Genomic DNA, 14,366 nt, shown 5'->3' on the forward strand with positions numbered 1-14,366 from the left:
TCACTCACTTCCATTTTATATAAAAGACTTGGCAGATGCCAAGTCTTATTCCTTAATAAATCGTTACAATTCCATTTCAATTTTCACCTTCAGTCCTTTTTCTGGGGCTGTGTGAATGTGAAGCTTCCCATTTAACGCCTTGACTCGTTCTCTGATTCCCGAGAGGCCCATGCTCATGGTGTGCTGATCAAGATGGCTTGCATCAAAACCGACTCCATCATCCTCGTAGTGAAGAACAACCTGATCTTTAATACAAATCAGCATCACTAACACTTGAGTGGCTTGGGAGTGCTTCAGGGCATTGGATAACAGCTCCTGAACAATTCGGTAAATATTCAGCTGTGAATCAATATCAATGTCCAGTTCTTTATCAAAGCGTGTTGTATTCAGCCGGATATGAAACGGTGCTTCCTCCTGAATTTGAGAAGTCAGCTTCGACATCGCCTTGACTAAACCTAAATCGTACAGCAGCTGCGGCCGAAGTTCATGACATGTTTCTCTCGTGGTTTGAATCACCTTAGACATTTGTTCATTCCATGAGATAAGCGATTGTTCAATAGACGTTGGGCATTGATCGTTTTGGAAATTCGTTAAAAACATCTCTGACTGTCTTTTCAGCGATATCAAATCCTGTAGCACGGAATCATGAAGATCCCTCGCTAAATCGGAGCGCTGTTTTTCTTCCATCGCAAACATGACTTTTTTCAGCCAAGCAGGATTCGCTTCACGCTGCTTCAAATCTTCAAGATGCTCCATCAATTCTTCGATCTTGACGACATTTTCTAAACTGACACTTGTATAAAAAGCCAATGTTTTCAGCCAAGAAATCTCATCACGCGTCAATTTAGGTGTCTGTAAATTGGATAAACAGCAAATCATAAACGAGTGACCGCCCCGCTCGCCAATTTTCATCATAAACCCTTTATCAAGCTCAATGATTTTCCCGACTTCCCCTAAAATATCCTGAAATTGATCCACATACTCTTTCCATAGATTGCTATCACCTGAAGATTCATCAATCTCTTCAATTTGTCCATCTGGCTTCACTTCAAGCACAAAGGCTTTATTAACAACAAGCACTTCTAAAATGGTGTATTTCAAATGATACAGCACTTGATGAAGTGATGACGCCTCACGAATAAGCTGCGTAAATTTAAACACGCTGTCCTGGTAATTATGCTTCTCTGAAAAACGCTTCAGACGAAAACGGAAATCTAGAATTTCTTTGAAATAGAAAACAGCCAGCATGAGCGCGTAGGTGATTAATGCGAGCTTCAGTGTGTACTTCAAATCTTCTGGTTTTTGCAGAATATAAAACGTGACAACAACAAAAATGGTCGGTGTGATGGCTAGAAAGCCATAGTACCTCAGTCTGCTAATCAAAAAATCCATATTGTAAAGTTTGTTCGTCATGAATTGGTACACTAGAGAAAAAGGAATAAGCAAGACAAAAGAAGTCAAGAAAAAGGGATCTACCACATAAATACGAAACAAAACATATGGTATTGCAAATAAAAATATAAATGGACAGAATGCTATGATATTAATCATGACAAAAAACTTTAAAACAGACCCCTGCTCTGTCTCTTTATATTTCCGCATTCCATTGATAATCACTTTGAATGACATGATAATAGAAGCGAAAAAGAATAAAAGATTTAAACTTGGCATGTATCTTGCTATCGCTGAATCTATTGGAACTGCTAGCTCTATCAATAGATTAATTACTGGAAGACTATATAAAAGGCGAATTGTTTTTTGATTTGTTATATGCAAGTTAAACTCTTTAAAATACTGATAAATGAAATGAATATAAAAGATAAATACACTTGATAAACAAAATACGATCACATAATGGCTAAATCTTTCACCAATACCTGAAGTACCTGCACTAAGATACCCGATACAAATCGTTAATAAAAATAAAACTAAAAGAAATGCTGATTTCCGTTGGGTCTCTTTGTTAATTCTAATGATAAAGAAGATACAAAATAAACATATTGAATACAGGACGAGAGGAATTAAATAGACAAATAAACTTTCTTGACCAATCAATGTCTTATTTTTAAGGGTGATCATTTGGTTGCCTCTTTGAATATCAATTCTTTGCACATTCCTAAGCTCACCATTGATCAAATGATCTTTTTTGTTAGCAGGTTCCCCATTGATTTTAAGTATAATATCTCCTTCTTCTAATCCTGATGTGTAGGCTAAAGAAAGATATTCAACTTTGACAACTTCTGCTTGACCGTTCTTGTTCTCCGCTACATGTGCTCCATTAAAAATATCAAATACATAAATATATGAAACATAGATCACAAATAAAAAAGACAGAAAAACCAAAAAAGCAGATAGTTTCGTATAAGTTATCTTCATGTATAAAACATCCTTAACTGGAGAACTTTTAAATCATTTTTAAATGAATAGTATCATTTATAGTACCATATATAATCTGCAGACATTTGCCCTTTTTTAATGCCCTGAATGATTGCTTTCATGGTTTGCTCATCTGTGTGAATTAAACTTGCATTCCCTAAGTCCAATTCATTCACAACACTAGGATTATTCATTAAATATGCAATAACATTTTGAATGTTCAATCATTGCCCTCCTTTGTCATAAATGCATACAATTGTTCCTTATTTGTTTTAGGTAAATCAAGTTGTTCAATCCCTTGCCTCATTTTTAACAGCATAATCTCTCTCATTGATACCATGTACTGAGTCAAACCAGCTTCAAGTAATTTCTGCTTCAGCTGAAATGACTTTTGTTCTGACTCATCTAAACGACCGGAAAAGAACGTAAGAAGCTCTTGACTGGCATCGTTAAAACCTCTTTGTAAATAACTAAATGCCAGCGTTTGTTTTTTTAGAAAATCTCCGTTTGTTTTCGATAATAACGCAAAAAAATCGTTACTGATCTGTTCAGCAACACCATAATATATTGAATATGATTCCACAGTTGAGTTGATTTTTCTCGTCGCTAAATAAACACCCAGTACACTAGAAAGAGCTGTTAATGATCCTGATTTTTTCCTTAACACCTCTACACACTCTTCTTCTGTTTCATGCATATGACGCAAATCCTCATGTTGTCCTTCCATTGACCATTTGATGAGTTGGAACAGTTTCTCAATTAGTTGAGAATCATTTTCACCTATTGATATGATGAATTGGGTACTCAGCGTATACAAATACGTAGAAGCATTGATGGCGACTCCTTGGTCGACGTTCATCCAAGGATACGAATCATTGTCCTGATCTTCAATATCATCTAATATATCGGCTGATAAAATGAGAAGTTCAATCCCTGCTGCCAATTGTGTAATCGCTTGCTTGTCTTGTCCGCCAAATGCCTCATAATGCTTGTAAGCCAATTGCCCAAAGGGAAATTCATTCTTTCTATCTGTAAATTCTAGAAGCAGTTGTTGTAAATCCTTCTGCCTGACTGCATGTTGAATAAAATCAGACATATTCTGCTTGATTTTTGTATTCTCTAGATAGTTTAGCATACTCGCTCTTGTACCTCACCCTTCCGCCTTTTATTTTACTAAAAAGACATGAGCAGATGTCCACTGACATCACTATTTAACAATTATATAATAATATATCCTTTTTTTGTATGTATTTGGATAAAAAAAAGACTTGATGATTATCAAGTCTTTAAGAAATTTTCACATATTCATATTTGTCGTATTGATCAATGCTTTTGTTAATGTTATGAAGAGAAGCCGTTGTTTCTCTAATTTCGTTTTCAAGTTTCCATAATAATTGTTTAAGTTCTTCGATTTCATACTTTTCCATCGATTCCACTCTCCTTTTTTGGAAGATCAATGTATTTGTGTATGGTGATTGGGTCATAAGTATTTGATCTGTTACTAACAGTGTAAATGTAATTGAGTATTTTTTCACCGAAAAGTATGCACAAAATGTGTGCGTGATACCGCAAAATTCAATAGGTCTTTTTTCATCATTTTCTGACTTTTCAAATCATACTTTTATCTCAATTTCAAAGGAACTGCGTCATTTTTGCGACAAGAATAGGCATCATTCGTCACACTTTTCTCACATAAGAACGTATGATCCCTTCCGTATCCTCGGTTTTGCGTGTTATAGGTCAGACGACAGACCCTATTGTGGACACCGCAATTTTTTGGCGACATTCACCGAAATTGACCGCAAAAGTACCTATTTTTATGTTGGATTTATAAAGATAGAAAGATCATTTTGATTCTTTATTCTGATTTTCTACATACATTTAGAACAGATATCCGTCCAATTTCACGTCAATGAGAGAAGAGGTGACCATATGTTTTACTATGTTCCTTATCCTGCTTTGCAGGTTCCCGCAATGAGCCATGCATACCCGCGCACACCTATGACTTTTCCTCCAGTAGATGCCCACTCGTTTCAACGAGCCGCAAAAGAATCAGCCCGACTTGTTGCTGATGCTTCACTCATTACACAGCAGATTTCCAGCTCGCTTTCATTTGCACAGCGCATCATGGAGGCTGCTGAGCGCTCTGATTCGACAAGTGTCATCCGAATGCTGAAGCAAATCGGTGTGAAAAGTGGCATTGACATCCGCTTTAGTCCAGAAGGCATTCGTATCTACTTGTCTCTCGCCTCTAGCAGACTTTTTCTTCTTTTACAGTGGGCATAACAAAAAAAGCCGCTCTGACGTGAGCGGCTTTTCTTAAGATTCAAACATTTTATGACACCATTCAATGGCTTCTATATAACAGCCGTAGGCTTCTTGCTTCGGGAGTTCCCCATTTAACATCTCATCATCCCATTCATTTCGTTCAATCCGTTTGGCTACACCTAGCACAAATGAATAATCATTTTCATAGCCAAGCAGTGCCTCGCCAACTTCATCAGAAAGCGGCAGCTCTTTCACAAGTTCTGTAATATCTGCCCTGACAAGCGTATCAATGAGAGAAAACATGCCTGTCAGCATATAAGAGGCTGGGTGCTCTCGTTCAGTACGACTCGCAATCAGTTCACACGTTTTCGCCCGAATGAATGACATTTTGATAATTTCTTTTTGGCTTGAGTTTGCTTGGACATTCAGTTCTTTAAATGAAAGAATAAAGATCCAGCGCCGAATTTCATTAAACCCAAGCAGGATAATCGCCTGCCGGATACTTTTGATTTGATAAAGACGTCTCATGCCGCCTGAATTCAGCATTTTTAATAATTGATATGACAGCGAAAGGTCACTTTCAATAAAATGGGTCACGATCTGGATATTCGGCTGTTCCTTGCTCAGCTCATTTAAGAGCTGGTGGTACGCATGGAAGCTGGTCGATAATGCTCGTCCTGATATGACACGAGGCTCGCTAAAGAAATACCCTTGAAATAAATGGAAGCCGGCTTCTAGCGCTTCTTCATACTCTCTTCGCGTTTCCACCTTTTCTGCAAGGAAGCGAAGTCGATATTTTTTATACGTATGTAGAATATTTCTTCGTTCTTCCGATGTGGTCTTCAGAAAGTCAATTTTTAAAATATCAATGCAATAGAGGAGTTCGTCAAGCAACTTGTCACTAAAATGTGTTCCGCTTAGAAAAAAATCATCAAGTGCAATCGTATATCCCCATTTTTTTAACTGCTTACATCTCATAATAAGTGCCGGGGTAATCGGTACATTTTCTAATATCTCGATCACAAGCTGATGCGGATCAAAATAGGTGAGCAGATCAGACGAAAGTAAGCTTTCAGTGAAATTAATGTAGCATCTTTTGCCCTCTGTCAATGTTTCGATACCGATATTTAAAAAGCTATTAATAATGAGGTCCGTTGTCGCTTGGTCACCGTCTTCAGCGCTATATGTATTGGTTTCACTATCTCTATAAAGCAGCTCATATGATACGACTTGTTCTTTTCTGTTAAAAATAGGCTGTCTCGCAACAAACACCCTCAACTGCTCCAATCCTCCTTTATGCAATGACAAACAAGATGTGCTTTCAGTATACCAAATGATTGTGCTTATGGTTCACTTTGAATCGGTCAAAAAATAAAAAAAGAGATCACCCGGCTTGATGATCTCTTTTCTTCCAATTAGCTTTCATAAAGCTCTTTTTTAATTTTATTTTTCACGTCATGGATAAACTGCATCTTGTTATCCCAGCATTTTTGACTCAAATCGACTGGGTATTCTTCTGGTTTGCTGATTCGTTTATATTCCTCCCAGAAAAGTCCGAGGCTATCCTGCACATAGGCTTGAATCGTTTGAATATCCGGATTGTCATATACAAGTTTTCCTTGTTCGAAAATCGGGACATGAAGATCCTTAGCCACAAAGTTTGTAACAAATTTGCTGATAAATGTATGCACAGGGTGGAACATTTTCAGTTTATCCTCACTATGAACATCTTCCTCTTCGAGCGCAATGTAGTCACCCTCAGAATGATGATTCAATTGATTGATGATGCGGTACACACGTTTACGTCCTGGTGTTGTCACTTTCTCTGGGTTAGACGAAATTTTAATGGTATCATTCATTTTTCCATTTTCTTCAATAGATACGAGTTTATACACTGCACCAAGAGCTGGCTGATCAAATGCTGTGATCAGCTTTGTCCCAACACCCCACACATCAATTTTGGCACCCTGTGCTTTTAAATTCATGATGGTATGTTCATCAAGATCGCTCGATGCAATGACTTTTGCATCATGGAATCCTGCATCATCCAGCATCGTTCTAGCTTTTTTAGACAAGTATGCAAGGTCACCGCTATCAAGTCTGACACCAATAAAGTTGATTTTGTCTCCGAATTCTTTCGCTACCTTAATGGCATTTGGAATACCGGATCTCACGGTATCATACGTATCGACTAAAAAGACACAGTCTGTATGGGTTTCAGCGTATTTTTTAAATGCCGTATATTCATCGCGGTATGCTTGTACAAGCGCATGGGCATGAGTTCCTGACACTGGAATGTTGAAGCGCTTCCCAGCACGAACATTACTTGTCGCCTGGAAGCCGCCGATGAGTGCCGCTCTTGCTCCCCACATCGCTGCATCCATTTCATGCGCACGTCTTGTTCCGAATTCTAGTGCTGTCTCATCTTCAATGATTCCTTTAATCCGAGCCGCCTTTGTTGCGATCAGTGTTTGGAAATTCACGATATTCAGCAAGGCTGTTTCGATTAGCTGCGCTTCTACAAGCGTTGCCTCGATGCGCATGATCGGTTCATTTGCAAAGACAATTTCGCCTTCACGCATTGAATGAAGTGTTCCTGTAAAGGACAACCCGCTTAAATAATCAATGAAATCGCTTTTATAACCGAGTTCATCTTTTAAATACGCTAGATCACTTTCGGTGAAGGAGAAGTCCGATAAATATTCAATCGCTTTCTCTAAACCAGCAAATACAGCGAAGCCATTGTCAAATGGAAGCTTTCTGAAGAAGAGTTCAAAAACTGCCTTCTTCTCATGAATGCCGTCTCTCCAATACGTTTCTGCCATGTTAATTTGATAAAGATCTGTATGTAGTGATAAACTGTCGTCAATAAACCGATGCTCCAACTTCCATTCTCCTTCCCTTACTTAACCACTTTCGCACCAAGCGACTGCTCAAAGTGAGAAAGTGCCCACTCGTGCCCCGCTTCATTAAAACTCGCTACAGCATTCTGGTGAATCACAAGTTCGAAGCCTTTATTGTACGCATCAACAGCTGTATGAAGTACACAAATATCGGTACATACGCCGGCTAAATGAAGTTCAGTGATGCCGCGTTCGCGCAGTTTCATTTCTAATTGAGTGCCTGCAAAAGCAGAGTATCTTGTTTTTTCCATATAGTAGACATGCTTTAAATGTTTTGACGTGTGAAATAGTGAACTTAGTTTGCCATAAAGTTCAATTCCCTTTGTCCCGCGAATATTATGGGGCGGAAATAACTTTGTCTCTGGATGATAAGGGTCTTGCTCTTCATGATGATCGACTGCAAAGACGACAAAGTGTCCTTCATCAATAAACGAAGAAGTGATCTCTGTGATCTTAGGCTCAATCGCCTGTCCAGGCTTTCCGCATGTCAATTTTCCATCGTCTGCAACAAAATCAACGGTATAATCAATACAAATCAATGCTTTGCCCATCCGCATCTCTCCCATATGCTCTTTTGACTCATTATAGCCTATTCATTTCACTAGGGAAACCTATTCAACAGATTCGCGAGAAAAAGCCTTTTGAAGCAGCTCATCTTCTATATAGATGTGCTCTTGATTAACCGCATTCGGCAGCTCTATCACAAGACCAAAAGGAGAATGCGCCTCATAATGATTCACCACTTTAAAGGAACAACCAGCGGCATTAGCCATTTTCACATATTGAGAATAAGATGCATAGGACAACTCACCATTTAAAAGAACAGTGGCCTGACGGTTGGACTTTAAGACTTGTTCTACCTCTTGATACGGTTTATTTCGTAATACCTGTCCCTTTGTCAGGGCGAGAAGCGCTCGTTCCCTTAATGAACCGAGAAACATTCTTCGTTCATCGGGTTTTGTTTCAGCATGTCCAAATATTCCTTGCTGCAAATAAAAGTCTACGGATTCTTCTTTCATCGCTGTTTTCACTCCTGGTTTTAAAATTTACATTTCTGTGACCCAGTGCACAATCTTTAGTGCAAGCTCACGGGCTTCGTCTGTTTCTGCTCTTTCCATTAAGGATTGCTCGAGCGTATGGATCAGCTGCTCTTTTTCGTCCTCGTACGCAATGGATTTACTCCATTCAATGTCAGGTACGGCAACAAGCGTTTTATATTCTTTTTTATTTTCATGTAAATATACATTGTAGGTCTTTGGTTGCCGGCTTGTGATGTGTGCTTTTCTAATTTTCATTTGACTCTGTTCACACCTCTTTTTTCTTCTTACATCCATATCCATTGTACCATAAAAAAAGACAGCTTCTGAAAAGGAAATCCCTTTCAAAGCTGGCTACGCATTGAAGCTCTTTTGCTGACTAATAAGATTTAAATCCCAAACAAATGTGACGTTTGGACTGTTAAAAAATTGGACGATATCCCCTGCATTATAGGTACCTGAACCACCGGCGGAGTAATCAACACTTTTTGGCGAAATGGGAAAAACACCGCCGAAATGTGCCGCCCCATTTCCGTACACACGATCTATATGAATAGGTCCAACAATCGCTGGCATTGCTCCACCACCTTTTCTATCCACATCATTTGCCCAGCTCAACAATACGTGTATCACAAATAAAAAAAGACAGCTGATATTTGATCACCAGCTGTATTTCTATGCATTAAATGATTGAGGCTGGTCAAACAATGTGAAGTCCCAAAGCATCGTCGCATTAGGATCACTTGTAAGAGACATATAATCACCTGAATTAAAGGCTCCCGCCCCGCCAGTGGAGTGGTTTACAGCCAAAGGGGCAATGGCCAGTACATCACCGAAAGTAGCTGCACCGTTTCCTCCTAATGACTCGATATGAATAGGTCCAACGATTGCAGGCATCAGAATCTCCCCCTATCTGCTTATGTCAACCATCTTATGCAAAAAGGGAAAAGTTGTGCATCTGCCCTATACGTTTAAATGCTGTTCTTTACGAGACCGCTGACGCAGCTGAACCAATCTGACAATATTCAAGGTGATCGCTTTGAGCAGTGCATAGACAGGAACCGCAAAGATCATGCCAAGGATGCCGCCAAAGCTTCCTGCCCCAATTAACAGCAGGATAATGGTCAAAGGGTGTGTGTTAAGGCGTTTCCCAATGATCAATGGAGAAATGACATTTCCGTCAATTTGCTGAACGACAAGAATCACAATCACTGTCACCACTGCTTTTCCAGGCGAATCAAGAAAGGCAATCAGCACAGCTGGTGCCGCGCCAAGATATGGTCCAAGGTACGGGATCACATTTGTGACCGCAATGATAATACCGAGAATAAGCGCATATTTCACACCAATTAATAAGTATCCGATAAAACAAGCCACTCCAACAAATAAACAGACAACAATCTGCCCCTGTATGTAAGCCGCAAGTGTGTCGTTTAATTCTTTAAAAATTTTCAACCCTTCCTTACGGTAAGGCATTGGCAAAAATTGAACGAGCTTGTCCGGAAACTTATGCCCGTCTTTCAGCATATAAAACAAAATGAACGGAACTGTGATGACGGCTAAAGCGATATTGGCAATCACGCCAAACACAGCAGACATACTTGAAGCGATATTTTCCGGCAAATCTTTTAATGTCGAAACGATCGTCTGTTCAAATTTTGAGACAGACACATAATCTTGGTTCATCATCCAAGTAAATGTTTTAGAATGCGAAAAGTCATTGATAAACTTCTGCATGTCCGTCACATAACCAGGGAAGCTTTTGACAAGTCCACCGACCTGCGAGACAATCACCGGTCCAGCAGCATTGACGATGAACGTGATGAGTCCAATGAACAGAAGATAAATGATCAGGATAGCGAGTGTCCTAGGAATTTTCTTGGACAAAAATCGAACAATTGGATTAAAGATGAAAAAGAGAATACCCGCCAGTAAGATGGGGACAAACAGAGTTGATGCAAATAAAATAATCGGCTGAAATAAAAACGAAACCTTTGTTGATACATAGACAATGAGTAAAACAAGTAATATTTGGAATGTCCAAAAATGAACTTTAGATTTTAACAAAGATGCTCCTCCTGTTACGTATTGATCTTATTAAAAAACTACTATTCAACCCACCTTCTGTCAACTGCTTCTTGTTTTAGAACCTCATTTTTTGAAAAAAAAAGAACAATTGGTATATCATGCACTTTTTCCAGATATACATTCTATAAGCATGAAAAAAAAGCAGACATCTATGCGTCTGCTTGTTACACTCTTTCACTGTGATCAGGCATCACCGACACGATTTGCTGGATCCGCACATAAAAAACTGATTTCGCCCCCGCTTCAATCACAATATGATCCGGCATAACTTCCTTCAATTTCCCACGCACCGTATCTTTCACTGTTTGCACAATTAATCTCATACCGACCACTTTCTGCAATGTTTGATAAACATATGGATCAACTAATGAAACAAGCTGTGGACTTCCTTGTTGTGCCATCCTACCTGCCCCTTTACTTGTGTATTTACCCACAGCGTATGCATGAACCCATGTGAATGTCACTCAGGGCAAACCCACAACATTAATACCACATTTTTACAAATAGTGCGTTTTTACATTTTTTAGAAGTATAATAGATTGGTGCTGCCAACAATTTAAATCATTCGAAGAGGTGAATTGTTTTGAAAAAACTCATCTGTATTGTTGCTGTCATGCTCTTTCTATCCTCTGCAAGTTATGCGTATGCAGGCACAATTGGAGATCCACCTGGGACGCCGGGGAAGTGGTTTAAAGGAGAAGAGCCCGTTCAAAAAGACGAGTCAAAACCACCACTTGTTTTTGTTCATGGCATTAACAGCTCCTCCTCCACTTGGTCCGATCGAAACGATATGGCAAAGCAGGCTGTTCTGAACGGATACGAAAGCGCATTCATAGATTTGCATCCAGATCAGGACATGAAAAAGAACGGCAAACTATTAGCAGAAAAGCTCAAAGAAATTTATGATGCGTTTGGTAGAAAACTCATTGTGATTGGTCATAGTAAAGGCGGGGTCGATACACAGTCCGCACTGGTGTATTTCAAAGCCCATCCCTATGTGGAAAAGGTCATTACTCTCGGCTCTCCTCATAACGGGACACCGCTTGCGGATCTAGCGTATAGCAAGGGCGGAAGCTGGCTCGCGCAAATTCTTGGACAAAAAAGCGACGCGCTTTATTCTTTGCAAACCGGTCTGATGGCGGCTTTTCGAAGTGAAACCGACCAGCTGGAGGCGTTTCCCAATAAATATGTCACCTACTCTGGCTCGGAATGGGGAACATTTGGCGGTGTGCTGTATTTAGGCGGCATGTATTTAAAGAGCTTTGGTGCAAATGATGGCGCCGTCACGGTAAACAGCACAAGACTATCGTATGCAAACAATATTTTAACAGGAAAATGGGATCATCATTCAATCAAAAACGGCACAAGTATGTTTCCTGTGTTCCAGCATCAGCTTCTGGCAAATGTCGCAAGCGCTGAAAATGAAAATAAAGAGGAACAAGAGCCCGTTTCTGCTGAGCTGAATACAGATGTTTATGTGAAAGGTGGAGAAAGTGAAAAGGATAAAACAGAAGCGTTCTATGTAGAGGAAGGAACGAATGGCTTATCGATTCAGTGGTTAAATGAAAGGCAGGAGACGCGACCAGAAATCATCGCCCCAAATGGAGACGTCTTAACAAACCTTAAGACATCGGAAGCATCTTTCCCATATGAAGGCGCATATTCACACCATGTGCAAATCAATAAGCCCGTTCCTGGAAAATGGACGATTCGATCGAATTCAGGAAAAAAGGCTCCTTATCTGCTGCTTGTATCCTTTGATTCACCATTAAATGAAGAAATTAAAGCAGCTGCATCGAAGTCAGGGGATGCATCGACCCATTCAAGCGGTCTGATTAAACGGTTAAGCAAATCAGTGGAAACCAATTACTTTAAAGATGCACAAAAGGATCATCCACTGAAAACAAGTACCTCATCAGCCATTCAATTGAAAAAAGAAGGTGCTTATTCCGTCACGGTGCATTACACCGGACTCACTACGTCAGGAACATCTGCGTTTAACCGTACCGTTATTCGCACGTTGTATGTCGATCAGCACGGAACGATTCATGGAGACATTCCATACTAAACAGAGCGTTTCATGGGCTGGAGTGCCTGCTGCACTTTCTGATCCAAATCGGCAATCTTTTTCATTGCCAATGATTCGTCTATTTGTCTGTAATGGTGGTGTCCGCCAGGCTCTTCATCCATTTCATCTGCTTTCTTCACAATTTGCTGGAGTGTGTCCTTATGGAGGTCGCCCTCTGGCAAATATGAATCCGTATGAAGCAGAATCGCAAGTGCAATATCTTTGGCTGCTTTTGGTTCCTCCCCGAGCCGTATGAGCAGTTTGTGTGCCCGCTCTGCACCTTTAATGGCATGAATATCATTTCTTCTATATGTCTCGTAATCCCATTCTCCGCCGGCTGTATACCATTCATAGTGGCCGATATCATGCAAGAGTGCTGCTTTCACAGCCAGATCTGGGTTAATTCCCGCCTGCATCGCCAGCTTGAATGCGTGATAAGCACAAGCAATCGCATGGGCTTTTCCTGAACGATTTAAATACTTTTGAGCAACTGGATGGGTGTAAACATCCATTAATGTAACCTTTCTCATGGAAACCCCTCCTTATCTATATTTTTAGCATCCTAACATATTCTGAAAAGAAACTCAAATGTTCTGTTATATTTTCTATGAGTCTCAAGATTAGCTTATGTCAAATCAACTGGTTTTGCTTGTACAAGACGAAAAAAAGCAGTCGTGATGACTGCTTTTTTCTTCTTTACAGTGTGATATGAAAACCCTTGAAGTCTAGCTGGCGCGGAGCGAATTTGAGATTCGTGAGCACCGGCATGCAGGACTGACACCGAATGCGAGGGTTTGTCTTCACGCTGCTACAGTCGTTATGACTGCTTTTTCACATACTCACGTGCATCGTATACGCATCCGCCAGCTGGATCATCCGCTAAAAGATCGAGCAAAATACCTGCGACTTCATCTGGACTCTTCAGCGTGCCTGTTTCATATAATTGCTGAAAACGGTCAATTTGTTCGAAGTCCTGTTTTGATGACTTCCGAATCTCCCCCTGCATATCTGTATCAATGGTTCCGGGGGAAAATGAAAACGTGTTGATTGGATACGCCTCGTCCTGCTGTTCCTCATGCAAAGTCCTCATAAACATATCAAGTCCTGCCTTTGAGCTGCAATACGCACTCCAGCCTTTATAAGGGTTTTTCGCCGCTCCAGAAGAAAGGTGAACGATCGTTTTCTTTCCGCTATATGATTGAGTCTGCTTGGTAAAAACATGGCTCAGCAAAACAGGGATGACAAGATTCAACGTATAATGCTGATGAAGCGTATCCTGTCCGCCTTGCCCCACACGTTTGATAGGTGTCACCATGCCTGCATTATTGACGAATAAGATGTCATCAGCAGCTGCCAGTGTTTGCGGCGTGAGACTATCTTGAAGCCATTTGGCTGCTGCTTTCTCATCTGTCAGGTCGACCTGTGTATGTGTGAGCTCCGGATGGTAAATCGGCGATGCACTTCTTGCTGCCGTATACACATGGTCCCCGCGTGAAAGCAGCCGGTTCACAAGTGCTAGACCAAATCCTTTTGATCCGCCTGTAACGATTGAAATTCGAATGACAATCTCCTCCCTTGATAACACTATTTTACGTAGTGGAACGGTATGACATCAAGCAATCTGCA

General features: G+C 40.2%; 17 protein-coding genes. 2 read left to right on the top strand and 15 right to left on the bottom strand.

Translation table 11 applies throughout. The features are described 5' to 3' along the window. Positions 1-63: 63 nt before the first annotated feature. From MKZ03_RS14590 to degQ, 4 genes are all read right to left on the bottom strand, one after another. Entirely contained in the window at positions 64-2,376 is a 2,313-nt protein-coding gene (locus MKZ03_RS14590; protein WP_341032230.1) for an ATP-binding protein, read from the bottom strand. Positions 2,377-2,429: 53 nt separating this feature from the next. Further along, positions 2,430-2,600, bottom strand: coding sequence for a competence pheromone ComX (locus MKZ03_RS14595; RefSeq protein ID WP_080869541.1), 171 nt, complete (start codon positions 2,598-2,600; stop codon positions 2,430-2,432). Then, positions 2,597-3,511 carry a polyprenyl synthetase family protein gene (locus tag MKZ03_RS14600; protein ID WP_340973639.1) on the bottom strand — a complete coding sequence of 305 codons (915 nt, stop codon included), beginning with the start codon at positions 3,509-3,511 and terminating at the stop codon, positions 2,597-2,599. The genes MKZ03_RS14595 and MKZ03_RS14600 overlap by 4 nt, the downstream gene beginning before the upstream one ends. A 151-nt stretch (positions 3,512-3,662) precedes the next feature. Next, positions 3,663-3,803, bottom strand: coding sequence for a degradation enzyme regulation protein DegQ (gene degQ, locus MKZ03_RS14605; protein WP_003213123.1), 141 nt, complete (start codon positions 3,801-3,803; stop codon positions 3,663-3,665). A 505-nt stretch (positions 3,804-4,308) separates the two neighbouring features. Between degQ and MKZ03_RS14610 the strand changes: the two genes are divergently transcribed. Further along, complete coding sequence (locus MKZ03_RS14610) at positions 4,309-4,662, top strand: hypothetical protein (RefSeq protein WP_060597216.1); 354 nt, start codon at positions 4,309-4,311, stop codon at positions 4,660-4,662. A gap of 33 nt (positions 4,663-4,695) precedes the next feature. On the opposite strand, the gene MKZ03_RS14615 is transcribed toward MKZ03_RS14610, so the two are convergent. The 9 genes from MKZ03_RS14615 to MKZ03_RS14655 all read right to left on the bottom strand — a co-directional run bounded on the left by MKZ03_RS14615 (position 4,696) and on the right by MKZ03_RS14655 (position 11,073). After that, complete coding sequence (locus tag MKZ03_RS14615) at positions 4,696-5,922, bottom strand: EAL and HDOD domain-containing protein (protein ID WP_341032233.1); 1,227 nt, start codon at positions 5,920-5,922, stop codon at positions 4,696-4,698. Between the two features lie 137 nt (positions 5,923-6,059). Beyond that, positions 6,060-7,529: a nicotinate phosphoribosyltransferase gene (locus tag MKZ03_RS14620; protein WP_034659831.1), complete on the bottom strand. Its 1,470-nt coding sequence runs from the start codon at positions 7,527-7,529 to the stop codon at positions 6,060-6,062. A gap of 17 nt (positions 7,530-7,546) precedes the next feature. Beyond that, positions 7,547-8,098, bottom strand: coding sequence for a cysteine hydrolase family protein (locus MKZ03_RS14625; protein WP_127687105.1), 552 nt, complete (start codon positions 8,096-8,098; stop codon positions 7,547-7,549). A gap of 60 nt (positions 8,099-8,158) precedes the next feature. Next, positions 8,159-8,566: a YueI family protein gene (locus MKZ03_RS14630; protein ID WP_307500178.1), complete on the bottom strand. Its 408-nt coding sequence runs from the start codon at positions 8,564-8,566 to the stop codon at positions 8,159-8,161. A 27-nt stretch (positions 8,567-8,593) separates the two neighbouring features. Then, positions 8,594-8,842, bottom strand: a complete 249-nt coding sequence (locus MKZ03_RS14635; protein ID WP_307500179.1) for a YueH family protein — start codon at positions 8,840-8,842, stop codon at positions 8,594-8,596. A 96-nt stretch (positions 8,843-8,938) separates the two neighbouring features. Beyond that, entirely contained in the window at positions 8,939-9,160 is a 222-nt protein-coding gene (locus MKZ03_RS14640) for a spore germination protein (protein WP_307500180.1), read from the bottom strand. 99 nt (positions 9,161-9,259) lie between these two features. Continuing rightward, the gene (locus MKZ03_RS14645; RefSeq protein WP_034659837.1) at positions 9,260-9,481 is read right to left on the bottom strand and encodes a spore germination protein; all 222 of its coding nucleotides are present in this window, start codon (positions 9,479-9,481) and stop codon (positions 9,260-9,262) included. 66 nt (positions 9,482-9,547) lie between these two features. After that, entirely contained in the window at positions 9,548-10,651 is a 1,104-nt protein-coding gene (locus MKZ03_RS14650; RefSeq protein WP_034659839.1) for an AI-2E family transporter, read from the bottom strand. A 185-nt stretch (positions 10,652-10,836) separates the two neighbouring features. Beyond that, on the bottom strand, positions 10,837-11,073 hold the full coding sequence (locus MKZ03_RS14655; protein WP_003213721.1) for a YuzF family protein: 237 nt from the start codon (positions 11,071-11,073) through the stop codon (positions 10,837-10,839). A 182-nt stretch (positions 11,074-11,255) separates the two neighbouring features. Between MKZ03_RS14655 and MKZ03_RS14660 the strand changes: the two genes are divergently transcribed. Then, positions 11,256-12,740: an esterase/lipase family protein gene (locus MKZ03_RS14660; protein WP_066030464.1), complete on the top strand. Its 1,485-nt coding sequence runs from the start codon at positions 11,256-11,258 to the stop codon at positions 12,738-12,740. On the opposite strand, the gene MKZ03_RS14665 is transcribed toward MKZ03_RS14660, so the two are convergent. Both MKZ03_RS14665 and MKZ03_RS14670 read right to left on the bottom strand, forming a co-directional pair. Next, complete coding sequence (locus tag MKZ03_RS14665) at positions 12,737-13,270, bottom strand: HD domain-containing protein (protein WP_060597222.1); 534 nt, start codon at positions 13,268-13,270, stop codon at positions 12,737-12,739. The genes MKZ03_RS14660 and MKZ03_RS14665 overlap by 4 nt on opposite strands. Positions 13,271-13,557: 287 nt before the next feature. Then, positions 13,558-14,301 carry a (S)-benzoin forming benzil reductase gene (locus tag MKZ03_RS14670; RefSeq protein WP_034660685.1) on the bottom strand — a complete coding sequence of 248 codons (744 nt, stop codon included), beginning with the start codon at positions 14,299-14,301 and terminating at the stop codon, positions 13,558-13,560. Between the last annotated feature and the right edge of the window lie 65 nt (positions 14,302-14,366).

Source organism: Bacillus sp. FSL R5-0431, assembly GCF_038002985.1.
Lineage (GTDB): Bacteria > Bacillota > Bacilli > Bacillales > Bacillaceae > Bacillus.